28 protein-coding genes and 1 pseudogene are annotated in these 21,881 nt (G+C 64.6%); 18 read left to right on the top strand and 11 right to left on the bottom strand.

Annotation, left to right across the window (positions count from 1 at the left end; genetic code table 11):
• Window positions 1–6 precede the first annotated feature (6 nt).
• The gene (locus ABD301_RS30315) at window positions 7–804 is read left to right on the top strand and encodes a helix-turn-helix transcriptional regulator (protein WP_344313712.1); all 798 of its coding nucleotides are present in this window, start codon (window positions 7–9) and stop codon (window positions 802–804) included.
• A gap of 7 nt (window positions 805–811) precedes the next feature.
• Here the strand turns inward: ABD301_RS30315 and ABD301_RS30310 are convergent, their stop codons facing one another.
• The 3 genes from ABD301_RS30310 to ABD301_RS30300 all read right to left on the bottom strand — a co-directional run bounded on the left by ABD301_RS30310 (window position 812) and on the right by ABD301_RS30300 (window position 3,991).
• On the bottom strand, window positions 812–1,168 hold the full coding sequence (locus ABD301_RS30310) for a nuclear transport factor 2 family protein (RefSeq protein WP_163567037.1): 357 nt from the start codon (window positions 1,166–1,168) through the stop codon (window positions 812–814).
• A 601-nt stretch (window positions 1,169–1,769) separates the two neighbouring features.
• Window positions 1,770–3,233 (bottom strand): MFS transporter, encoded by a 1,464-nt coding sequence (locus ABD301_RS30305; protein ID WP_344313711.1) that lies wholly within the window; start codon window positions 3,231–3,233, stop codon window positions 1,770–1,772.
• Between the two features lie 173 nt (window positions 3,234–3,406).
• Window positions 3,407–3,991, bottom strand: coding sequence for a TetR family transcriptional regulator (locus ABD301_RS30300; protein WP_344313710.1), 585 nt, complete (start codon window positions 3,989–3,991; stop codon window positions 3,407–3,409).
• Between the two features lie 184 nt (window positions 3,992–4,175).
• On the opposite strand from ABD301_RS30300, the gene ABD301_RS30295 reads away from it, so the two are divergent.
• From ABD301_RS30295 to ABD301_RS30275, 5 genes are all read left to right on the top strand, one after another.
• Window positions 4,176–4,337, top strand: a complete 162-nt coding sequence (locus tag ABD301_RS30295) for a hypothetical protein (RefSeq protein WP_279579292.1) — start codon at window positions 4,176–4,178, stop codon at window positions 4,335–4,337.
• A gap of 468 nt (window positions 4,338–4,805) precedes the next feature.
• Window positions 4,806–5,645 (top strand): aldo/keto reductase, encoded by an 840-nt coding sequence (locus ABD301_RS30290; protein WP_163567034.1) that lies wholly within the window; start codon window positions 4,806–4,808, stop codon window positions 5,643–5,645.
• A gap of 43 nt (window positions 5,646–5,688) precedes the next feature.
• Window positions 5,689–5,934: a DUF3703 domain-containing protein gene (locus tag ABD301_RS30285; RefSeq protein ID WP_163567033.1), complete on the top strand. Its 246-nt coding sequence runs from the start codon at window positions 5,689–5,691 to the stop codon at window positions 5,932–5,934.
• 752 nt (window positions 5,935–6,686) lie between these two features.
• Complete coding sequence (locus ABD301_RS30280; protein ID WP_344313707.1) at window positions 6,687–7,439, top strand: SDR family NAD(P)-dependent oxidoreductase; 753 nt, start codon at window positions 6,687–6,689, stop codon at window positions 7,437–7,439.
• Window positions 7,440–7,976: 537 nt separating this feature from the next.
• Window positions 7,977–8,609 carry a TetR/AcrR family transcriptional regulator gene (locus ABD301_RS30275; protein WP_344313705.1) on the top strand — a complete coding sequence of 211 codons (633 nt, stop codon included), beginning with the start codon at window positions 7,977–7,979 and terminating at the stop codon, window positions 8,607–8,609.
• Here ABD301_RS30275 and ABD301_RS30270 read toward each other — a convergent pair.
• Entirely contained in the window at window positions 8,494–8,820 is a 327-nt protein-coding gene (locus ABD301_RS30270) for a hypothetical protein (protein WP_344313704.1), read from the bottom strand. The genes ABD301_RS30275 and ABD301_RS30270 overlap by 116 nt on opposite strands.
• The gene (locus tag ABD301_RS30265; RefSeq protein WP_344313720.1) at window positions 8,787–8,951 is read right to left on the bottom strand and encodes a hypothetical protein; all 165 of its coding nucleotides are present in this window, start codon (window positions 8,949–8,951) and stop codon (window positions 8,787–8,789) included. Before ABD301_RS30265 ends, ABD301_RS30270 begins: the two co-directional genes overlap by 34 nt.
• 341 nt (window positions 8,952–9,292) lie before the next feature.
• Between ABD301_RS30265 and ABD301_RS30260 the strand changes: the two genes are divergently transcribed.
• The 5 genes from ABD301_RS30260 to ABD301_RS30240 all read left to right on the top strand — a co-directional run bounded on the left by ABD301_RS30260 (window position 9,293) and on the right by ABD301_RS30240 (window position 12,668).
• Window positions 9,293–9,724 carry an Rrf2 family transcriptional regulator gene (locus tag ABD301_RS30260; RefSeq protein WP_163567032.1) on the top strand — a complete coding sequence of 144 codons (432 nt, stop codon included), beginning with the start codon at window positions 9,293–9,295 and terminating at the stop codon, window positions 9,722–9,724.
• Window positions 9,725–9,824: 100 nt separating this feature from the next.
• Window positions 9,825–10,847 (top strand): alcohol dehydrogenase catalytic domain-containing protein, encoded by a 1,023-nt coding sequence (locus tag ABD301_RS30255; protein WP_344313703.1) that lies wholly within the window; start codon window positions 9,825–9,827, stop codon window positions 10,845–10,847.
• 27 nt (window positions 10,848–10,874) lie between these two features.
• Window positions 10,875–11,477, top strand: coding sequence for an NADPH-dependent F420 reductase (locus ABD301_RS30250; RefSeq protein WP_344313719.1), 603 nt, complete (start codon window positions 10,875–10,877; stop codon window positions 11,475–11,477).
• 43 nt (window positions 11,478–11,520) lie between these two features.
• Entirely contained in the window at window positions 11,521–11,892 is a 372-nt protein-coding gene (locus ABD301_RS30245) for a nuclear transport factor 2-like protein (protein ID WP_344313702.1), read from the top strand.
• Complete coding sequence (locus ABD301_RS30240; RefSeq protein WP_344313701.1) at window positions 11,889–12,668, top strand: enoyl-CoA hydratase/isomerase family protein; 780 nt, start codon at window positions 11,889–11,891, stop codon at window positions 12,666–12,668. Before ABD301_RS30245 ends, ABD301_RS30240 begins: the two co-directional genes overlap by 4 nt.
• 196 nt (window positions 12,669–12,864) lie before the next feature.
• On the opposite strand, the gene ABD301_RS30235 is transcribed toward ABD301_RS30240, so the two are convergent.
• Complete coding sequence (locus ABD301_RS30235; RefSeq protein WP_344313700.1) at window positions 12,865–13,464, bottom strand: TetR/AcrR family transcriptional regulator; 600 nt, start codon at window positions 13,462–13,464, stop codon at window positions 12,865–12,867.
• A 97-nt stretch (window positions 13,465–13,561) separates the two neighbouring features.
• Between ABD301_RS30235 and ABD301_RS30230 the strand changes: the two genes are divergently transcribed.
• Window positions 13,562–14,434 (top strand): SDR family oxidoreductase, encoded by an 873-nt coding sequence (locus ABD301_RS30230; protein ID WP_344313699.1) that lies wholly within the window; start codon window positions 13,562–13,564, stop codon window positions 14,432–14,434.
• A 220-nt stretch (window positions 14,435–14,654) separates the two neighbouring features.
• Here the strand turns inward: ABD301_RS30230 and ABD301_RS30225 are convergent, their stop codons facing one another.
• On the bottom strand, window positions 14,655–14,834 hold the full coding sequence (locus tag ABD301_RS30225; RefSeq protein ID WP_344313698.1) for a hypothetical protein: 180 nt from the start codon (window positions 14,832–14,834) through the stop codon (window positions 14,655–14,657).
• Window positions 14,835–14,844: 10 nt separating this feature from the next.
• Here ABD301_RS30225 and ABD301_RS42585 point away from each other — a divergent pair.
• The 3 genes and pseudogenes from ABD301_RS42585 to ABD301_RS30215 form a co-directional block, all read left to right on the top strand.
• Window positions 14,845–15,057, top strand: a pseudogene (locus ABD301_RS42585) (transposase); the annotation flags it as partial.
• Entirely contained in the window at window positions 15,020–15,574 is a 555-nt protein-coding gene (locus tag ABD301_RS30220) for a 5'/3'-nucleotidase SurE (RefSeq protein WP_344313696.1), read from the top strand. The pseudogene ABD301_RS42585 and the gene ABD301_RS30220, both read left to right, overlap by 38 nt.
• Window positions 15,575–15,682: 108 nt before the next feature.
• Window positions 15,683–16,156, top strand: coding sequence for a VOC family protein (locus ABD301_RS30215; RefSeq protein WP_344313695.1), 474 nt, complete (start codon window positions 15,683–15,685; stop codon window positions 16,154–16,156).
• Here the strand turns inward: ABD301_RS30215 and ABD301_RS30210 are convergent.
• Entirely contained in the window at window positions 16,140–17,147 is a 1,008-nt protein-coding gene (locus tag ABD301_RS30210; protein ID WP_163567026.1) for an NADP-dependent oxidoreductase, read from the bottom strand. The two genes, ABD301_RS30215 and ABD301_RS30210, sit on opposite strands and share 17 nt — an antisense overlap.
• 139 nt (window positions 17,148–17,286) lie before the next feature.
• Complete coding sequence (locus ABD301_RS30205) at window positions 17,287–17,658, bottom strand: DUF6596 domain-containing protein (RefSeq protein WP_344313693.1); 372 nt, start codon at window positions 17,656–17,658, stop codon at window positions 17,287–17,289.
• Window positions 17,659–17,980: 322 nt separating this feature from the next.
• Here ABD301_RS30205 and ABD301_RS42580 point away from each other — a divergent pair, with 322 nt between their 5' ends.
• Complete coding sequence (locus ABD301_RS42580) at window positions 17,981–18,535, top strand: restriction endonuclease (protein ID WP_390623910.1); 555 nt, start codon at window positions 17,981–17,983, stop codon at window positions 18,533–18,535.
• Between the two features lie 282 nt (window positions 18,536–18,817).
• Here ABD301_RS42580 and ABD301_RS30200 read toward each other — a convergent pair whose 3' ends face one another.
• Both ABD301_RS30200 and ABD301_RS30195 read right to left on the bottom strand, forming a co-directional pair.
• Window positions 18,818–19,471, bottom strand: coding sequence for a hypothetical protein (locus ABD301_RS30200; protein ID WP_163567024.1), 654 nt, complete (start codon window positions 19,469–19,471; stop codon window positions 18,818–18,820).
• Between the two features lie 364 nt (window positions 19,472–19,835).
• Window positions 19,836–20,471: a cation efflux transmembrane domain-containing protein gene (locus ABD301_RS30195; protein ID WP_344313692.1), complete on the bottom strand. Its 636-nt coding sequence runs from the start codon at window positions 20,469–20,471 to the stop codon at window positions 19,836–19,838.
• A gap of 62 nt (window positions 20,472–20,533) precedes the next feature.
• Here ABD301_RS30195 and ABD301_RS30190 point away from each other — a divergent pair, with 62 nt between their 5' ends.
• On the top strand, window positions 20,534–20,965 hold the full coding sequence (locus ABD301_RS30190; protein ID WP_344313690.1) for a sensor histidine kinase: 432 nt from the start codon (window positions 20,534–20,536) through the stop codon (window positions 20,963–20,965).
• The gene (locus ABD301_RS30185; RefSeq protein WP_344313689.1) at window positions 20,962–21,639 is read left to right on the top strand and encodes a response regulator; all 678 of its coding nucleotides are present in this window, start codon (window positions 20,962–20,964) and stop codon (window positions 21,637–21,639) included. The genes ABD301_RS30190 and ABD301_RS30185 overlap by 4 nt, the downstream gene beginning before the upstream one ends.
• The last annotated feature ends 242 nt before the right edge of the window (window positions 21,640–21,881 follow it).

The raw sequence follows: 21,881 nt of genomic DNA, 5'->3' as shown, positions 1-21,881 counted from the left end.
AGACGTATGGGCAACGGTTTGGGCGAGTTCCTGCGGGCGAGTCGCGCGCGTCTGGAGCCTGCCGAGGCGGGTCTTCCAGACGGCGGCAGTAGGCGGGTCGCCGGGCTGCGGCGTGAGGAAGTCGCGGTGCTCGCCGGCGTCAGCGCCGACTACTACGCCCGCCTGGAGCAGGGCCGCGAGCGCAATCCGTCCGCCCAGGTGATCGACGCGATCGGTCGCGCGCTACGGCTCGATGGCGACGCCCGCGGGCATCTCTACCGGCTGGCTGGGCTCGGCCCGCGCATGGCGCCAGCCAGTTCCCGCGACCGAGTGGACCCGTCACTTCTACAGCTGCTCGAATCTTTTCCCACGTCGGCTGCGTACGTTCTGGGTCCTGCCTTTGATGTGCTGGCCACCAACGCCATCGCGTCCGCGTTGCTGGCACCGTTCGCCGGTACGCAGAACATGATCCGGGTGCTTTTTGAACACCCGCAGGCACGAGCGGTTTTTGTTCAGTGGACGATGGTGGCGCGCAGTTCGGTGGATGCTCTACGGTTGAATTCCGGCTATTACCCCAAAGATCCGGGGATCAGCGGCCTGGTCAGCGAGATGCTCGACAGCTCGGCCGACTTCCGTACGCTCTGGGAAGAGCAGAGCGTCGGCAGTCTGACCCGCGCGTTCAAGGTGTTCGTCCATCCGGAAGCCGGCCGGATCGAGCTGACCTATCAGACTTTCGATGTCCACGACGCACCCGGCCAGCAACTCCTGGTCGGCACTCCGGAACCGGGCAGCAAAAGCGCCGACGCACTGCTGGCGCTGATCTGACTCTGAGTCAGATTTGGTTGTTCCACATGCGAAACATGACGCACCGACCGTCGTCGTCGAAGGTCACGGTCCAAAGATTCTCAAAGGTGCCCAGCTTTTTGTAGACACCGGTGCCACGGACCGCTGCCGTGTCACCAGTGATCATCAGAATCTTCCAGTCAAAACTCCAACCACCCTCCTGCCACTGTTGCCTGCTGAGCCAGCCCTCCACAATCTCCGCACGGCCGACCCACGACGTTTCGTACGGCCATTCGTGGTATTCTGCGCCTTCGGCAAACAGCGCCTCAATATCCTCCGGCGCTGCCGTCTCCCAAGCCTCTATGTACTTCTTGACCCAAGTCTCCACCTGCGCGCGCGTTGTCATCTCGGTCTTCCCGCCTCGGATCGGTTCTGTTACTACAAGACTGCGGCATCCGCGGCGGCACCGGAAGGGCACATCTTCCTGGGTGCGCGGCACCCAGGAACTACGTGGGTTTGCGAGCCATGAGGTAGCCACTCTGCGGCTTCTCCCGCTCGCCCGGTCCTGGAGAACCCGCGCGGTGATGGTGAACCCGGCCTCGCCGAGCAAGGCGGCCCAGCCGGTCCAGCGGCAGCCGATAGGACGCGTACGACACCGGACGGCCACCGTAGCCTTGGATTGGCCGCCGGACGTGCCTGTCGCCGACCACCAGGCCCATCAGCGGGGACGGACTCGCTCGTTTGTGTCGACGTCGAGGGCTCCTGAACAGGTGTCGATTGTTCAGTGCCACCCTCCCTGTTTCAGTGACCCGCACGTCGTGCCGAGAGCGACTGCTGGCGTACGTCATCGGTCGTATCCCGCTCACGCGGTGTTTTGTTTGCCGGAACGCTTTGTCTGGCAAGTAGTTGGCGCCCGTACCAGTCCACTTTGTCGCTGGCTCTGTCAACGGCTCGATCGGCGTCGGCACCGCCCGCGCGCCGCCACCGCGCGATCCTGACCCAGCACCTCAGTCGCATTTCAGGTGGTGATCCGCCATGAACGGTTTGGCGTGTTCGGCCGTCACCTGACGAGGTGCGGTTTTGTTGCCTTGGCCGGGGATGAGGATGGCAATGCCGATAGCCAACAGCGCGCCGACGAAGGCGATGAGGTAGGCGGTGCGGAATCCGGCCAGGCTGGGGATCAGAGTGTGTGCGAACGGGATGGTCAGCTGGGCCAGGATCGCGCCGAAGACGGCGCTGGCGATGGAGCTGCCGATGGAGCGCATCAGCGTGTTGATGCCATTGGCGGACGCGGTTTCCGATCGCGGTACTGCGGCGTTGATGAGTCCGGGCATCGCGGCGAAGGTGAACCCGATCGCCAGCCCGATGAGCGCGCCGGTCGCGACGATTCCCCACGCTTGGCCAATCAGCGCCTGCGCGGCGAGATAGCTGGCGGCGAGAATGGCGAGGCCCGTCAGGAGCGAGGTTTTTGGGCCGTACCTGGCGCTGACCCGGGCGGCCAACGGCGAGGATAAGAGCATCATGATGCCGGTGGGCATCATCAACAGGCCAGCTACTGCCAGCGGGAAGCCGAATCCGAAACCGGTGGCGGTCGGCAGCTGGAGCAGCTGGATGGGCACCAGTTGGATGGCGAACATCACGAATCCGGTGCTGATCGCGGCGAGGTTGGTCAGCAGGACCTGTCGTTTCCCGGTAGTACGCAGATCGACGAGCGGGTCGGTGGTCCTCAGCTCAAACAACCCCCAACCGATCAGCACGATGACCGCGAGGACGAGGCAGACGAGGGTAGGCAGGCTGGTCCAGCCCCATTCGCTGCCTTTGGAGATGCCCAGCAGCAGCAGTACGAGCGCGACGGACAAGCCGACCGCCCCGGCGAAGTCGAACTTTCCCCGCGTACGCAGCGGTGATTCGGGTACGACCAGCAGCACGAACAGCATGCCGAGTGTGCCGATGACGGCGGCTCCCACAAACAGAAAATGCCAGTTCGCGTACTGCACCACGACAGCGGCGACCGGCAATGCGAGCGCGCCCCCAACGCCAAGCGATGAGCTCATCAGCCCCATCGCCGAACCGACCCGGTCCGCCGGAAGGACGTCTCGCATGATGCTGATTCCCAGCGGTATTGCTGAAAGCGCGCAGCCTTGCAGGGCGCGACCGATCAACACCGGAAGAAGTGAGGCCGAAACCGCGCAGACGATGGACCCGGCGATCAGCGCGGTCAGGGCGATAACGATTATCCGCCGTTTGCCGAACATGTCACCGAGTCGGCCCGCCACCGGCGTGAAAACCGCCGAGGCCAGCAGGGTGATCGTCAGTACCCAGGCCGCATCGGCCCGACTTGTGTGCAGCAGCGTGTGCAGGCTCGGCACCAGCGGAACGACCAGGGTCATCATGACCGACACGACGATGCCGGCCAAGGCGAGTGCTGCCACGATCAGCCCGCTGGGTCGCCCGGTGCCCGTTGTTTTCATGGAAATCGTGTCTCCAACGGAAAATGGTGCGTGAACGACAGACCACTGGGGCCTGCCAAGAAATGGATATTCCGTCAGCCGGTGAGTGCTCAAGACGACGGTGTACGTGACCGTGCTATTCACTCAGTAAAAGGAAAAGATTTCGTCGAGGAATCCAGGGAGCCGCTCCTCGATCACTTTGTCCGCCTCGTCGTCGCCGCGGCCCAGGGTTGCCACGAAGAGCGCGACCAGCCCGTGCGCACTGACATAAGCGTGGGCGGCCGATTGTGCTTGGACAGGCGTAGGCAGTGGCCGGCGTCGGCGCAGCGTTGAAACGCCTGGGTGAGGTCATCGAGGACGCCGCGAACGGAGCTGTTGGTACAGCCGGTGGAGTACGTGGGCGGGGTATCGATGATCAGCCGATAATGGCCAGCGTGGGTGTAGCCGTACTCGCAGTAGGCACCCGCTTGAGCACGTGCCCGGCCGATCGCGTCGTCAGGTGCGACGCTCGCGTCCGCGGCGGCGATCGCCGTACGCAACTGCTGCACGAGGTGCTCTCTAATGTCGTCGATGAGAGCGGCCCGGTCCTTGAAGTGTTCGTAGATGCTGGCTGGGGCGACCACGACGGCACGCGCGACGCCGCGAATGGTGACGCCGTCCTCGCCGCCGAGGTCGGACAGCAACTGGCTGGCACCGGCGAGGATCTCAGTGTGTAGGTGCTCACCTTCGCCCCACCGGTTGCACAGCCTCGACTCGACCGGCTCTGTCCGATCCGACACTCCGCCATTGTGGTCAACGATGGTCCGGTTCGCGGCTATAGGGGCGCGCATGTCGGGTGCCGCCTCTCAGAGAGATGCGTTTCGCGAGTAGCGGATCGAAGTTGGCTGCGGGCGATGGCGTGTTGCCGGAGCAGCCGAGCTTGGCGCGGCACGTTCCAGGTGAGTGCAACGACGATCCGGTCCAGTGAGTTCACTGGACGCTCACGGCAATCGCCAGCGCGGGGCAGATCCGGGCAGCTTCACGTACGTCCTCGCGGTCGGCTTCGCCCGGGTTTTCCTGCAACAGTACGGCAATGCCGTCCTCTCGAATGCCGCGAAGTGCCGCCGGCGCGAATTTGGTCGTTGAAGTAGATCAGGATGAGGTAGGCGCGTTCGGCCCAGAGGCGGGGTGTCCGGACGATCTCGCGGGGGAAGACACTCACTCCTACGGGCAGGTCGAGTGTGGTCAGCGGCGGGGCCGCGGCGGAGAAGCCTTCCCAGTAGAGCCGGGCGGACGAGGCCGCAGGCCGGTGAGCCGGTACACGGAGATGTCGTCGAGGATCGCGTCCAGTCCGAGCAGAGCCTCGGGGTTGTCGTCGAGCGCCCAGTGTCCATAGCCCTGGCCGCGCAAGCGCTCCCCTTGTACCAGCGCTGCTGTGCGGCGAGGTCAGCCGCGGAGAGGCTGAGGTGGTGGAAGCGGATGGCGAACTTGGACGTACCGGTCATGAGTGGTGCTCCTTCAGGTGGTGTCCGCCGTTGCCGACTTGTACAAATGTAGACGGCATCTATATTGTAGTCAATGTCTAGATAGGCCTGCCGCAACTTGGAGGATTGGATGAGTGACTTGATCGCTCCCGCTGTCACGCTCGACCGCGGGGTCACCATGCCGACCATCGGGTTCGGTACCGCACACCTGACCGACGAGACTGCGGCCCAGGCTCTCGAGAAAGCGTTTGCCGCCGGCTACCGGAAAGTCGACACCGCCACGGCTTACACCAACGAGACTGGTGTCGGCCTAGCCATCGCGGCGTCGGGCCTGCTCAGGGACGAGGTGTTCGTCACCACCAAGGTGTGGAACAACGACCAGGGCCGCGACGCCGTCCGTCCCGCCCTGTTGGCCAGTCTCGGCAGGCTGGCTCTCGACCATGTCGACCTGTATCTGCTGCACTGGCCCGCGCCAGCTCTCGGCCGGTTCATCGAGAGCTACCAGGTTCTCGAGCAGCTCCGCGACGAAGGTCTGACGCGGGCGATCGGTGTCTCCAACTTCCAACCGCACCACCTGCGACAGCTTCTGTCGGCGACGACAGTCACGCCTGCGGTCAACCAGATCGAACTACACCCATACCTGCAGCAGCAGGAGTTGCGCGCCCTCCATGACGAACTCGGAATCGTGACCGAAGCCTGGTCACCACTCGGGCAGGGCTGTCTGCTGAACGACCCAGTGCTGCTCGACATCGCCCACCAAAGAGCAGTGACGACGGCGCAGGTCGTGCTGGCCTGGCACCTGCAGCGCGGCACAGCCGTGATCCCCCGCTCGCAGGACCAGGCACGCATCCGGGCCAACCTCGCCACCCTCGACGTCGCTCCGCTCGACGAGGCCGACCTCTGCTCGATCGACAAGCTCGACCAGGACCGCCGGCTCGGCCCACATCCCGACGAATTCGACGGGCGATGACGAGCGGCCCCAATTTCCTTGAAGAGAAAAGAAAAAAGACATCGTGGAATACGACCAAGAAATGGAAGCCGGACAGGCACGCATGGCAGTGCGCGACTGGGCCACCGGATACCAGCACTTCCGCCAGGCACACGACCTCGGCCACCCCGTCCGCGGCCGGCACCTCACAGCACACCGGGCAGCGCTCAAAGCTGCCCGCCGTGCGCGTCATCCCGGCCGCGTCCTTTACCAGCTGGTCTTCCTTGGTTTCGCCAGCATCACCTCGCGTGACGGCAAACCCCATCAGTAATAGCCGCCACGGGCGGTGGGGGGGCGGTCAGCGCGGCAGCCGCGCTCGAGAAGGAGAGAACGATCACGGCTCCGACATGATCGTTGTTCGCGCAAAGTCGCTGACTGAGGCTCGCGCAATCTCAGAACGCCGCCGTTCATTCATGGCCTCCGCGCGTACGACTTCACCGAAAAAACACGTTGATGCACGAACTTGACGACCTTGTCCGTCAATCTGATTGGCTGAGTCAGGATGATGTCTGTCGTGACCATGGACGTGAACCGCGGATCAGCAGCGAATGGTAGCTATTCATACTGAAGCTCGCGCGTAGACGGGCTGAGTTTGGATCTGCCGATGAAGCCGTTCGAGATCGAAGAGTCCTTACGGTATGTGGGTCACTGTGTCACGACGTAGTTCTTGCCTGGACGTTGCGCGCGGAGCCCGTGGACGAGCGTGTGGATTGTGCCTGAGACCACCGTCTCGACAGGACGGTCACCGGTCATGCCACTTGCGACGATCGTCGCAAGGCCCTGTTTCCGTGATGGTAGCGGTCTGCGGTCTGATCCATAGGGCACGTGTAGTCGATGACTACAATGTAGGTATTGACTACATGTTAATGAGCGGTGAAAACTGGCGGCCAGAGTCAGCCTGCTGTTGACGCTCATCAGCCTCCGTGGCGGCGCAACCACCAAAGTTTGCGACAGTTGCCGTCGTAACTAAATGTGTTATGTTGAGATTGATGTAACCAAAACTATTACAACAAGGAGTTGGATATGAGTAAGCCGCTGGCGGGCAAGGTCGCGCTGATCACCGGAGGCTCCCGTGGGCTAGGCGCCTCGACTGTCCGGTTGCTGGCCGGACAGGGCGCGGACATCGCGTTCACCTACGCGAGTTCCGCGGCCAAGGCGCAGGCCGTGATCGACGAGGTGCGGGCACTCGGCGCGAAGGCGGTCGCCTTCCAGATCGATCACGCAGACACGAGTCAGGCTCCGGCGCTTATCGACAACGTCGTCGCGGCGTACGGCGGCCTCGACATCCTGGTGAACAACGCGGCGATCTCCGTCGAGCAGGGCCGTACGGTCGACGACCCGAACGTCGACACCGCGGCGCTGGACCGGATGCACGCGATCAACTACCTCGGGGTGATCGCGGTCATCCGCGCGGCCGTCAAGGTACTCCGGGACAACGGCCGGATCATCACCGTCAGCTCCGGTCTCGGCACCCGCGTCGGCGTCCCCGGCCTGGCCGACTACTCCGCGACCAAGTCGGGTATAGAGCGGTACACCCTCGGCGTCGCCCGCGACCTCGGCCCACGCGGCATCACCGCGAACGTCGTCGAGGCCGGCCTGATGGAGAGCGGGATGGCGCCGGACCCAGAAGTTCTGAAGATGATGCTCAGTAGCCTTTCCATCCAGCGCGTCGGCCACCCCGACGAGATCGCTGCCGCCATCGGCTTCCTCGCCGGCCCCACCGCCACGTACATCACCGGCGCTGTCCTCGACGCCCACGGCGGCTACAACGCCTGAGACCGCAGGCTCCTCCGGAAGGCAAGGACAGCAAGCGGGAGCTGCTCGCCGCGTAGAATGACGCGGAACGTGTACTGGTTGAGGGTCTGCTCCCGGTCGAACGGCAACGGCACGACGCCGACCAAGCCCCCGCCGATGCCGTTCGGCACCGCCCGAACAGCGTGGGAACGACGTACTCCAAGCCGTCCTGGCAGTCCCCGCTGACCCTCAGTCGGCAACGCGGACGGCACCCGAAGCCGCAGTCAAGGCATCGATCGTGGAGACCGTGTCGTTGGTAATCGGTTGCCCGCGGCAGGGTGGCTACAGTCGACGCGCGCGCCTGCAAGGGCTCCAGCCCTGACCGCGTCAGCTAAGCCGAGCTGTTGCCTGCCACTCCTGGACGCCCACTCCGCCCTGGTCGCGGGCCTGCGTTCCCTCGGGCATCGCCAATCTGCACCCGCTCGGCGACCCGGCCGGCGATCACCGTCGTGAGCGTGTGCAGGTCTGGGATGCACAGGTTGATGTAGGCAGTGACCATATAGAGTATACGCTCGCTTGATGATGAGCGTGTCGGCCGAGAGGTCCCCTTATCACCACGGCAACTTACGCGAGGCGTTGTTGGATCGCGCAGAGCGGAAGCTGGAGGTGGCGGGTGTGCAAGGTTTGTCCTTGCGGGAACTGGCGCGCGAACTCGGAGTAAGCCATGGTGCGCCCCGCCCGCATTTTCTTGACAAGCAGGCACTGTTGGACGCGTTGGCGGCCAGAGGACTGGAGCGGCTCGGCGTCGCGCTGGATGAATCACTGAGCGAAGCCGAGGGCAGTTTCACGGATCGTTTGGAGATTTTCGCTGCCACGTACGTTGAATTTGCCACTCGTCGACCGGCGATGCTGAAGTTGATCTTCGCCCGCAAGGAGCAACCTGACGCGGTGGCGTTGCGCGCAGCCAACGACCGTGCGTTCGCGGCACCAAAGGCCTTGATCGCAACTGCGCGCGTTACTGGAGAAATCGACAGCGACGATCCTGACCGGACAGCGATGGCGGTGTTGGCGACGTTGCATGGGTTGGCGTCGTTGGTCACCAACGGAATGCTGGGAGACCGCAAGATCGAGGCAGTCGTCTCGGGCACGATCCACACACTCGTGGAAGGTCTTCGCCCACGCCGCCGCATGCGGCACCGCAAACGGGCTTGATCGTCGCGTCGCATTCTGGACCTTTTACCGAGGAAGCCTTGGTCGCTGTCAGTTGGAAAGGCCTGTCCGGGATGGGGCGGTCACCATCGGCGTACACCCTACGGGCGCTGTTCGGAACGGTCGTGTTCGTGATCATCCCCAGCTTCTCCACACTGACCTCCGCGACGTCGCCCGGTTTCAACAGCCATGGCGGCGTTCGGGAGTAGCCCACGCCCGACGGTGTGCCGGTCCCGAGGAGGTCACCCGCCGCAGGGTGAACGTCTTCGACATCAACGACAGCGTCGTACCGACGTCGTAGACCATCTCGTCGCTGCCGCCCTCCTGGGCGAACTGGCTGTTCACCCGCGTCTCAAGCCGGTACGTAGATCACCGACCGCGTCCGCGGGCACGAGCGGGCCCAGCGGGCCGGACCGGTTGGCGTTCTTACCCAATGTCCACTGGGAGGTGGCAGAGCAGATCAAGCCCCACCTCGTGGTCCGTCGGAACACCCGCGCGGACGGTCCGCGACTGAGCAAACTCATCGCTGCTCTGCGTTGCGTGTACAAAGTGGCAACGCGCTAAGAGGGCGCGCGGCCGGCTCAAATCTGGCGGATATCGCTGTGCGGTACATGGCCCGCCCCGCAGCTTGCGAGGGGCGGTCGTAACGTTTATGGTTACGTCGTGACCGGGAAGCGAAGGCCGACGTGAGCGCCAACAGTCGACTGACTGTCGCCGCACATGCCCTGACCTGGATCGGGCTCTATCAGCGTCGCGGCCACGAGGTCGCGACCTCCGAGCAGATCGCCACGAGTGTCAACACCAATCCGGTGGTGATCCGCCGCCTGCTGGCCGAGCTGCGCAAAGCCGGCCTGGCTGACTCCCGCCGAGGCGCCGGCGCCGGCTGGACGTTGTTGCGCGACTTGGCGGCGATCACTCTGCTCGACGTGTACGAGGCGATCGAGCCGGGGCCAATCTTCGCCCTGCACCGATCTCCACCTGACCCCGAGTGCGTTATCGGCAATGGCATCGGACCGGCGATGGCCGCGGTCTACGACGGAATTGAGGCCACACTGCGCGCGGAGTTGGCGAGAACCACGCTTGAGGACGTGCTGAGGGACATTCTGAAAGGCGCTTAACCGACCACCTTGGTCACTGGAGATGGATTCCTGCGGCCATAGATGTAACAAGAATGGTTACGTCTGCTTGGAATCATCCGGATAGTACGGAGGAAAAACCGTGAGAAGTGTGATCTTCAGTCAAGCGGGTGATGCGGCGTCCGTGGCTCGGGTGGCGGATGTTCCGGACGCGCCGGCGCCACGGGCCGATGAGATCCAGTTGCGGGTCAGTCTGTCGCCCGTGCACAGGGGAGACCTGGTCGGCACCGAAGCTGTCTCGCTCCCGGCTGATGAGTCCCGTCATGTTCGGTTGGGCAGCGAGGCTGTTGGAGTGGTGACCACGGTCGGCGATGCGGTGTGCAACCTCCGGGTCGGCGACCGGGTCGCGGTGTTTCCGGCGCCGGGTGCCTGGGCCGAAAGCGTGACGGTGCCGGCCGAAGCCGCCGTGAACGTGCCGGAGACGGTCAGCGACGAGATCGCGAGCATCCTGCTCGTCAACACCATCACCTCGCGAGACGTACTCCGCGCCGTCAGCGACCTGCGCGGCACAACCGCTACCGTCGACGACACCCCTCTCGTGGTGTCCGCGGCGGCGTCCGCAGTGGGCAAGCTCGTCGTGCGGCAGGCCCTGGACCGACGCTGGCCGGTGATCGCGGTCGTCCGCAGCGACCGCTCCGCGGCAACAGTACGCAAGCTCTTCCCCGACGTCCCGGTCGTGGTGACCGGCAACGACGGGTGGCAGGGCGAGCTGCGGGATCTTGTTGGTGCGAGGCAGCTGCCGGTCATCGCCGATGCTCACGGTGGCGGTTTCGTACGGGAGATCCTGCCGTTCCTCGCCGACGCGGGAACCCTGGTCGTGTGGGGTGACCTGGCGGCGCGGCCGTGGACGCTGTCGACCTCGGACCTGCTGCCACGTGAGCTGCGGGTACGCGCCGTGAGCATCTCACGCTGGATGACCCGTCCCGCCGACGTCCGCGAAGACGACCGGCGGGCCGCCGCCGAGCTCGCCGCGCACCACCCCGAATTACTCGCCGTGCACGCCGCGTACCCGCTGGACGACCTGCGTGCGGCCATCGACGCCGCGCGTACCAACGGCACGGGCGCCGCGTTGCTCGACATCAACGGCCGGCAAACCAGCAAATAACGAAGGAGGCATTCCGCCGTGGAATTCATGACCATCGGCACTCTTGGCGCGGGAGCGGTGGCGCAGGCAGTGGCCAGGCACGCCGCTCGAGCGGGCCACCCGGTACGCATGAGCAACAGCCGTGGCCCCGAAACTCTCGGCGACCTCGTCGCCGCCATCGGACCTGGTGTGACAGCGGCCACGTTCGAGGAAGCAGTAGCGGCGGACCTGATCCTGCTGGCGGTCCCGTTCGGAGCAGTTCCCGCGATCGGGCAACGGTTGGCGGACTGGACGGGGCGGGTGGTGGTGGACATGACGAACCAGTTCGCACAGTCCGATCCCTATCGTGGTTTCGCCGACGTGTCGCCGCTGACCGGCAGTGAGTGGGTGGCCGAACAGCTGCCGGGTGTCACTCTGCTCAAGGCCTTCAACGCGATGTTCGCCTCCTATATGGCCGCCGATCCCCGCCACGGCGAAGGCAACCAGGCCGTGTTCGTCGCCGGCGACGACGAAACGGCCAAGGCGGCCTTCGCCGGGACAGTCAGCGGCTTGGGTTTCGCGCCCGTCGATCTCGGTGCGCTTCGTGCGGGCGGTGCGCTCATGCAGCTAGGCGGACCACTGAGCGGTAAGCACTTCCTGCTCCAGGGATAAGAACCCGAAACAATTCGTGATTTCCAGTTGAAAGGAAGGAATGATGGCAACAGATCCGCGGACCTCGCGGGCCGTGGCAACAGCATTTTTGGAGCGTCTCGGCAAGCAGGACCAGGACGGCATCCAGGAACTGTTCGCGTCCGGGATCGACCGGCTCGTCCCGGGAAGCGACACGCTGCCCTGGACCGGCCGTCGCACCCGCCGGGAAGACGTCGCACCGTACTTCACCACCCTGTGGTCGGTGTTCGCGCCGGGCAAAAGCAAAGTTGCCCTGGAGCGCACGATCGTCGAGGACGGCGAAATCGACCGTATGCACCTCTACAAGGACACGCTGACTGCCGACCGGGCACTCAACGCCGGCGGACTCACACCAGCACGGGATTGGACATCAGCAGGCGAAAGGCATGACGCATGAAAACCGTGCGGTTCGAACAACAGGACGCGGTCGGGAGCATCATCCTGGTCAACCCGCCGGAGCAGGAGCTGGGCCGGCGGTTCGCCGACGACCTCGCCAATGCCGTGCACGAAGCGAGTGACAGTGACATCAAGGTGCTCGTCGTCCGTACGGAAGGACCCAACTTCGGCACCGGCGGAAACGTACCTGAATGGCCTGGCAAGAGCGCCAGTTGGTTCCGCACCTTCATTGCCGAGGTGAACCAGTCGTACGCGGCCATCGAGGCGCTGCGAGTGCCCACGGTCGCGTCGGTCCGGGGCAGGACGATCAGCGGTCACTACGAGCTCGTCCTTCGCTGCGACCTGATCGTGGCCGCCGAGGACGCCACTTTCACCTGGGTGGAGGCGACGACCGGCATGGCCCCACTGGCCGGCGGTGTCCAGCGCCTGGCCGAACGCATTGGCCGCGGCCGCGCCGCTGCGCACGTCATGCTCGGCGAGACGATCACTGGCGTCGAGGCCGGACGGATCGGCCTCGCGGCCCGTGTCGTCCCTGAGTCCGCACTCGACCACGAAGTGCGGGCCATCGCCCAGCAGCTCACCGGCCACTCCAGGCAGGCGAACGCCGCGATCAAGTCCCTGCTCAAGGCATGGGCGGGGAGCGGGACGCCCGGGGCGGACGCCATTGCACTCGACCTCACGATGGACCTGTTCGAAACCGACGAGGCTCAGGAGAACTTCCGCAGGATCAAGCAGGCAGCCGAGTCGGCGAAGGCGTCAACGGCGGCGAACGGGTGACCAACGACGCCAGCCCCTGCTCGCCGACGGCAGGTTGGTCGTCACCCGTCACATTCGTCCGGGTGCGGGCCGAGCCGGTGGTCCAGGTCACGCTTGTCGATCGAGTTCAGATCGGCGTCGTCGAGTGGGGCGAGGACGATCTCGAGCATGGCGAGATTGGGCCGCATCCAGTCCGGGTCTTATGACCGGTCCGCGCTCAGTCCCGTGGCCGAAGTCCTTCGATCAGTGCGTGAACAGTGCCGGTCACCAATTGGTCGATGGAGCGGTTACCGGCCATGCGTCCGACCACCAGAGTGGCGAGTCCTTGGAGGACGGCGAGGATCGCCATCTCGACGCGATCCCGGTCGGAGTCATCGATCTGACCGCGCTTGCAGGCTTCCTCAATCAGTCGCACAGGCGCACCGAACGCCCGCTGGTTCGCTTCTCGCAGCTCTTGGTTCGTAGCGTCTTCCTTGCGCAGGAACATCAGCTCGAGCAGCTGTGGACCGTTACTGGCGAACCGCACGTACGTGGTGGCGAACGCGGTCAGCTGGCGGGCGAAGTCCTCGTCAGTGTGGTCGAGGGCCGCGTCCAACTGCTCACCAAGGCGGTCGAGACCGACCACGGCGAGCGCGTCGAGCAACGACTGCTTGTCGGGAAAGTGCCGACGGGGCGCACTGTGGCTGACGCCGAGCTCGCGCGCGAGCTCACGCAGCGACAGCCCTTCGATACCGGATTCCCGGATCCTGCGTACCGCCGCGTCCAGCAGGGCAGCGCGCAGGTTCCCATGGTGGTACGGGCCCTGACTCGATGACATGCGTTCAGCGTACCAACGATGTGCCCATTGACAACATTGTAGGCGGTGACTACTTTTGTTGATGTTCGTTCCCATACCACCGAAGAGGATGCTGACAATGGCTTCATCGACCTGGTTCATCACTGGAGCCGGTTCCGGCCTTGGACTGGAGGTGACACGACAACTACTCGCGCGTGGCGATCGTGTCGCCGCGACGAATCGCGCGCCGGCAGCTGAGGTCGGCTTGGCCGAGCTCGTCGATCGGTACGGCGACCGCCTGTGGACCGCGACTGTCGACGTGACTGACGCTGCGACCGTCAACCACGAAGTCGGCCGGGCATTCAACGACTTGGGCCGGATCGACGTGGTGTTCTCCTGCGCCGGGTTCGGCGTACTCGGCGCCGCGGAGGAGCTGTCCGAGGATCTGCTCACGCGGCAGATCGAGGTCAACCTGATGGGTGCCATCCGGGTCGTCCGCGCGACTGTTCCGCGCCTGCGCGCGCAGGGCGGTGGGCGCATCATCCAGATGTCCAGTTCGGGTGGTCACGTGCCGGACCCGGCCATGAGCGTCTACAACGCCACGAAGTTCGGTGTGGAGGGCTTCCTGGAGTCCGTGGCGATGGAGGTGGCGCCGTTCGGGATCGGGGTCACCCTGATCGCGCCGGGCGGCGTACGCACCGGGTTCAACGCCCACATAGTCCAAGCGCAGCCACTTCCCGCCTACGCCGACGGCGTCGTGGGGATGACCCGAGCCGCGCTTGGTGGAGGTCTCTCACCGGAGGCGATGCGGCACGCGATTCCGGGTGATCCGGTCCGGATCGCCGCCGCGATCATCGACTCCGCGTCAGTCGACCCCGCGCCGCGCCGCCTGGTGTTGGGAGGAGCCGCGTACGAAGCGGTCACCGCGGCACTGCAGAACAAACTCGACGCATTGCGAGCTCAGAAGATGCTCGCAATGAGCACGGACGCCGACGACGTCCGAGAACACTGATATCGGCTGGTGTGGAATATCGGCAAGTGTTCGATATCCCGCCGATTGATCGGACGAACGTGTTCGCGCGGGACAACCCGATTTCCGCGCGCTGGTGCAAGCGAAAGGTGAACGCCCGATACGGTACGAACCCTCTATGCCGACTGCTGTGACTATGTTGGCGCCAAACGCTATCGATGTGGTCTGGGGCACATCTAATGCAGATAGATTTGTTTGTAATTTACTCCGCCTGGCGCGTGAGATCGGCGATCTCGGTGGCGGCGAACAGGTGCGCCATCTGGGAGGTGATATTGCAGATCTTGTCGATGATCTCGTCTGCGGTTGCTGTCCACTTACTGAGTACACAGTCGAGGTTCCAGTTGGCGACAAACGAATTGATGTCGTCTGCGAGCATCTTCACCGAAGTATGCGTGCCCTTCCTAAGGAACAGTTTCCGTTACTCCAGCAGGAAATACTGGTCCAGATCGCCGCTGACCTCAAACCCGTCTACACAGCGCCATCCGAGGCCGCCGCACTGGACCGGTTCGCTGACTTCAGCGAGAAATGGGAATTGAAATCCCCCCGCGATCGTCAGCCTGTGGACAGATGCCTGGGCCGAGTTCGCGCCGTTTCTGCAATTCGACAACGATGGCCCGGCTGGGCGCTTTCGGAGCGCCGCCGTGGTGCGTGCTGGCCAGCATCGATCTCGGGCCGAACACTGGCAGGTCCATCCTGCATTCCGGTACTGTCTGCGCCGCCCTCACGGCCGCATCACTGGGCATATCCGGGTTGGCGGTCAGCATCGACGCTACCGAGCCACAGCACCTCCACACCGCTGCCGGCGTCGCAGCCAAGGCCACCGAATGGCTGCCGGCCGCCCGTAAAAGGACCGTAGTCAACATCAACGTGCCAGACCTGCCGGCCGAGGAGTTGGGTGGGATCCGGCACGCCCGGCTGGCCGCCTTCGGGCGGGCCCGCCGCGACTGGAACGCCGGCGACGCCACCGTCAATGTCGAGCCGACCGAGCTGCCACTCGACCCCGACACCGACGAGGGCCTGCTCGACGCCGGTTTTGCCACCGTCACGCCGATCACCGACGTACAGGCCGTCGCCGACGACTCCGCCGCGGCTGCGACAGCGAGTACCAGCCTGCGCGCCTGACAGTCGTCGCCGCATAACGCCCGAGCCGGCGCGGACAGTTCGGTGAACAGGGCCTGGCCGGCCTCGGCGAGCGCGGGTGAACGGGTTTTGTCCAGCCCGGCGACGAAGGTGAGTTCGAACAGCGCCGGCCGGTCGGCGGCGAACTGGACGTACGCCGCGGCGAAGGCCGCCAGCTTGTCGGTCGCGGACCTGAATGCGCAGCGTGCCTGGTATCAGCGGGCGCTCGGCCTGCATGAGGTCATCGAGGAGTTCCAACTCGACGAGCCAGCTGTGCGCACGGTCGTGCTGCGGTCCGGTTCGGGCGTACGCCTGGAACTCATTGAACGAGCTGGCGCGAGCAGGAACCGCGACTATGTCGATCCGCTGGACGCAGCGAGCACGCTGGGGTTCGGGCACTGGGCGGTGTCGGTCCGCGATCTTGATGCGGCATTCGCCGCCATCGTCGCGGCCGGAGGTGTCGGGGTGTGGCCGCCGGTCGACGCAGTGCAGCCGGGCGCTCGGTTTGCCTACGTCAAGGATCCGGAGGGAAACCTCATCGAACTGATCCAGCCACCGGCAACGACGGTCACTTCTCCAGAGTGACAACAATCTTTCCCTTTGCCCGCCCAGATTCCAGGTAGGTCATGGCTTCGGCGATATCCTGGAACGCAAACGTACGGTCCAAGACGACCTCAAGTTTGCCGCTGTCGAGAAGCCCGGCGAGCAGGGTGAGGTCGTCCCCGCTGGGATGCATCAGGAGATATCGATAGGTGATGCCGCGCCGGCGAGCTTTCCGGCGCGTACCGATGCTGATAGCCCAGAACAGCGCCGTCAGCAATATACCCGCTTTGAGGTCCAGTCGAGCGGTGGCCGGCTCTGGACGGCCGGCAACCGACACTATTTTGGCGCCCGGCTTGAGAATCCTGAAGGCTCGATCCAGCGTCTCGCCGCCGATGAGCTCGAAGGCTCCGTCGTAGCCATGCAGGAGGTCGTCGAACTTTTCCGTCGTGTAGTCGACGATCACGTCCGCGCCGAGCCTCTTCGTCAGTTCGGCACCGCGGACCGACGCGGTGGTGGCGACCTCCGCGCCCAGCCACTTGGCGAGCTGGATGGCAAAAGTCCCGACGCCGCCGGCGCCACCGGAAATGAAGATCTTCGAGCCCTTGGCCACGGCCAGTTCGTCCCGGAGCGCCTGCAGAGCGGTCAAACCAGCCAGTGGTACGCCCGCGGCCTGCTCGAACGTGAGCGACGACGGCATCGCCGCGAGGAGGTCCTCGGCGACGACGGCATATTCGGCAAAGGCGCCCATCTGGCTCTTGTCCACTCGCGCGTACACCCGGTCGCCTGTCGAGAACCGGCTCACGCCGGACCCGACCGCGCTCACCACACCCGCAAGTTCGTTGCCAGCGACAGCTGGAAAAACTAGCCGGTTGATGAGTCGTACGCTGCCTTGGCGGGTCTTGTAGTCGATCGGGTTCAACCCCGCGGCGCGTACCTGGATCTGCACCTGTCCTGGGCCGGGCGACGGCGCGTCCACCTCCCGTAACTCCATCGCAGAAGAATCGCCGTATCCGGTGAAGACGTAGGCGCGCATTCTTCCTCCCAGGTTCGATGTTAGCGCCGTCCACATTAACGACTCCATGTGAGCAGTGTCAACATCTGCCGCCGGCGACCTCTATGCGACGGACTGGGGCCAGGGCTTTGGCGTTGACAGCGGTAGTTTGCCAATATTTTTAGGGCTTTCTCCTGAAGGTGAGGTTGGTTTTATGAGCGGGTGTGTGTGACGGGCCGAGCTCCAGTTCTGTCAGAGTCGGGACCCCGAGCCGGACCGCCTCGGTCGCCAGCTCGGTGCGTACCAGCGCGGCGGCGCCGCCGGCCGCGTAGCCCTCGTTGAAGATCAGGTAGACGGTCGCCGCGCCGCCGGACAGCCGGCTGGGCAGCTCGGCCGGCTCCCGCACCCGATACGGGATGGCGGCCTGCCGGATCTTCTGCTTGGCCCAGGTCGGCCGCTTGGCCATCGTCGCCTCGGGCACCAGCAGGCCGCGGGCGACCTCGCCAGTGGACAGGCCGCCCAGGGTGCGAAGGGCGAGTGACGAGGTGTTCAAGAGTGTCCTACCGGCTATCGTGGTATTCCGATCGTGACTGGTTTGATAGTCAAGGTGGGAGGGGCGTGATCCGGCGGTGGCCGACGACCGCACAAGGCCGATCCTCGTGGCTGGTGATGGATCTGATGGACGAACTTGCAGGACGATTGTTGACTTGTTGCGCAACGCCGGTGTCTCGGCTGAGGTCGTAGTCTATTCTGAAGGTTCGATTGATCATTGGGTCGAACAGATTCGTGACGGTCTGGGTGACTATAGTTGTTTGCTGTTCGTGCTTAGCGATGCTTCGCTCGTTGCAGTCTGGCCATCGGTTGGCCGAGAGCTGATGCGAACCCGGGAGCTAGACGATCGTGCAGTGACCTTTGTTTGTGCCAGAATTGCGGGGACTCACACTCCTGCGATGTTAAATGCTTTTCCTGTTGTCGAAATTGGCGCGACCGGAAAAGGGCTGCCGGAGTTAGCGGAAAGGCTCTCCAATCTCCTTTCGCTCGACTTTCAGCGGCTCGAGCCAAGCGCCTTTGAATCTATGATCCGCCAACTACTCGAGCGGCGGACTAGTCTTAGGTTTGTCGAATTACCGGCAGACCAGTACGGGTTCGACTTCGCTATGCGTCCAACCGGTCCGCCCGAGCGCCAAGCCACGGCGCAATTGGTCGTTGAGGTGAAAAGGTGCCGACACCGGGTCGGTCCTGAGGTTATCAGGCAGTTTGCGTCTATGGTCGCGTCGCAGACAGTCCCGTCCCGAGGTTCATCCGGCTCCTGGCACCGCTCGACCATTTTGTCGCCAGTCTCGTCACCGACGAGAGTCGCCCGACGGAATGGGGCGAGTGGCTATTCCCCGGCACGAAAGCTGGACAGGCGCGCAGCGCGGCCCGTATGAAAGTCCGACTCCACCACATTGGACTCAAACCAGGTCCTCAGCGCTCTCGCGCACTCATCCACCTCGCCCAACGCATGGAAGCGCCCCTCCTAGCGCGCACCCTGGGCCTACACCCCAGTACCGCCATCCGGTGGTCGGAACTGGTTGGACGCAGCTACGGCGGCTATGTCGGCCGCTCAGCCCACCAAGACCCCCCGATAGACGGCTGACCCCGCGCGGCCCGCTCCGCGCCGGCCGATCAGGATTGCCTGAACCGGACTCTTGGCGGCATTGCGGGGTTAGTTAGGTGAACTGAATGTCGAGGACGGCGTGCAGCTCGATGCCGTTGGGGGCCACCCCGGTTTGTCCATGCAGGAAGTCGAAAAACCCGACACCGGTGACGGTGACCGGCACGTTGACGGTGTGGAAACTGCCAGTCGGGGTGTATTTGGCGTTGAACTCGGTACGCGATTTCTGGATGCTGGTCCGAAGTGGGCTGCTGTTGCCCACGCAGGTCGGATCCGGGATCTCACTGATCATGGTGTGCCCGACGCCATCGGCAAGCACCAGGTGGTAGTCGGAGTCGGCTTCCAGCTTGTATTTCGTCAACGTCGCCGCCAGCTGGTAGACCGTCGTCTCGGTCGGCGTGACCCGGGAATTCGAAGGCAACGACGACGGCGCCGTCAACGCGTCCAGGGCAGCGATCGTGGTCGGCGTCGTCGACTGCAACGTGATCTTCCCGGCGTCGGCATCCGTACCGGTCTTGACCGACCACCGCTCCACTCCGCAACTGCCGGAGGCGGCGTTCACGTTGGCCACCACCGCTTCGACTTCCTCGGCATCAGGTTCGGAGCTGCGCACATTGGAACTAACGGCAGGCAAAGCCACCGCGCCAAGACCGACCACCACCGCGCCGGCCACGACACCGATCAGGGTGTAGCGCTTCCACCGTTGCATGACACACCCCTTCCACCCACGTGCAGCAGAACCCACGGCCCTATTGCAGGGGTCACCTCGTCACACACAGAATCCGCTCCGTGACCAAACATCACAACCAAGCAAAGGTAAAACAAGGCCCGGAGTCCATCGCGCCGTCGAGAACACCCTTGGGACGTGGGTCGGCGGTGGATCTTCGTCAAGGATCGTCGTCAAGGTCGAGGGCCACAACCCGACGGGCAGCATGAAGGACCGGAGGGCTCAGTCGATGATCTCCAGTTCACTCACCCATCCGACAGTTGCCACTTTAGCCAACGGTCAGCGGCCATCAGCTGGATGTGACTGCATTGCTGGACTCGCGGGAGGCGGCCGGATTCTCGTTCAGTCACTTCGATGCCGACTCCAGCGTGCGAGCCGCCTTTAGCGATTGACGAGTTTCCCGAATGGCGTAGAGGGCCAAGATGTAGCCGGCCAGCGGATCGGCCCACCACCAGCCGAGAACGCTGTTGAGGACGAGGCCGGCCAGCACCGCGACGGCGAGAATGCCGTCGATGGTGGTGACTCGTGCCTCGGTGCGCAGGACCGGGTTGGCCAGGACAGCGCCGGTACGCGCTTTGCCGGCAGCGAGGGAAAACATCACCAGCGCGGTGATCGCCGTCCAGGCGATCCCGGCCGGCGAGCGGTCTGGCCGGAGCCCGGCGATCAGCGCGACGGTGGATTGCAGGACGAGATATCCGGCCAACGCGGCAAAGGCGATGCCGATCAGCCGCAGCGCGCGGCGCCGCCGGGCGCCACCGGTGTCGGACAGTTCCCAGATCACCGCGATCGAAGCGCCGATCTCGATCAGCGAGTCCAGCCCGAACCCGGCCAGCGCCACCGACCGGGCCGCGACTGCCGCGGCGGCGAGCACCACGATGCCGACGACGTTCCAGCCCAGTGTCGCCCATTCCAGCGCAAACCCGCGGCGCAGCAGGCGGCTGGTCTTGGTGGCCATGTCGGTGGTCTCGTTGGTGTTGCTCATAGCGTGCGCTCAGCGATCAGGTCGAGAAATTGGTCATGTAGTACGCCGTTGGCATCCTGGCCGTGCTGCGCCAGGTCGACGACCCCGAATCCAACCAGCCTCAACCGGGACTGAGCCGCCTCGACGCGCTGGTGGCCGGGGTCAGCGCGGCCGGTCTGCCGACCACCATCGCCACCACCGGCCAACCACCCAGCACCCTGCCGCCCGCAGTCGACCTCGCCGCCTACCGCATCGTCCAAGAGGCACTAACCAACTCGATCCGCCACGCCGGACCGGCCACGGCCACCGTCCAGATCAACTACGACCAACGCGAGATCAGCCTGCAAATCAGCGACACAGGACGCGGACCGGCACCCTCCACTCCAGCTGGCGGTCATGGCCTGATCGGCATGCGCGAGCGGGCCGCAGCCGTCGGCGGCGCCCTGCACGCTGGACCAGGCCACGGCGGCGGATTCCATGTCACCGCACACCTCCCGCTGAAAGCCACCAGATGATCCGAGTTCTTCTCGCCGACGACCAAGCCCTCATCCGAGCGGGCTTTCGCGCACTGCTGCAACACACCGACGACATCGAGGTCATCGGTGAAGCCCTGGACGGGGAACAAGCCGTGAGCCTGGCCGCCACGACTCATGCCGATGTTGTCCTGATGGACATCCGGATGCCAGGAGTCGACGGTCTGGAGGCGACGCGCCGCATCGCCGACAACCCGAACCTTGCCGGTGTGCGCGTACTGATCCTGACCATCTTCGAGTCCGACGAGTACGTCTACGAAGCATTACGCTCAGGAGCCGCCGGGTTCGTCGTCAAAGACACCGAACCCGCCGACCTCATCCAAGCCGTCCGCATCGTCGCCGGAGGCGACGCTCTGCTCTCGCCCAGCGTCACACGCCGTCTCATCGCCGATATCGCCGCGCGAGGGCGCCCCGGCAAAGCCGCAACCGACTACCCCCTCGACCGACTCACCGACCGGGAGCGCCAAGTGCTCACCCTGGTCGGCCAGGGTCAATCCAACGACGAGATCGCCAACACGTTGTTCCTCAGCCCCCTCACCGCGAAAACACACGTCAGCCGCATCATGACCAAACTCGCCGCACGCGACCGCGCCCAGCTCGTCGTCATCGCCTACGAAACCGGACTCGTGATCGCAGGAGCGCGCGCCCAACCCTGAACAGCGCCGGCCACGGCCGTGCCGGATTCGACCCACTTCGAAAACTCGTCTCCCACGCCTAGCCAGCGACCGGCAGGGCCAACTACTAACCCGGAAATTGGGCCAGATCCTAAAATACTCGACGACACTCGGGCGTCGGGCCCCGGAATTGCTGATTCCCGATTTGCAAACCTCGGCCTCTACCAGATCCACGTGTCGGCAACAACAACTCCTACAACAAAGACAGCGTCGAGAACGCCGTC

The organism is Fodinicola feengrottensis, assembly GCF_039530045.1.
GTDB classification, from domain to species: domain Bacteria; phylum Actinomycetota; class Actinomycetes; order Mycobacteriales; family HKI-0501; genus Fodinicola; species Fodinicola feengrottensis.
Note: the sequence above shows the minus strand (reverse complement) of the source record. Positions and strands in the feature narration are given on the sequence as shown.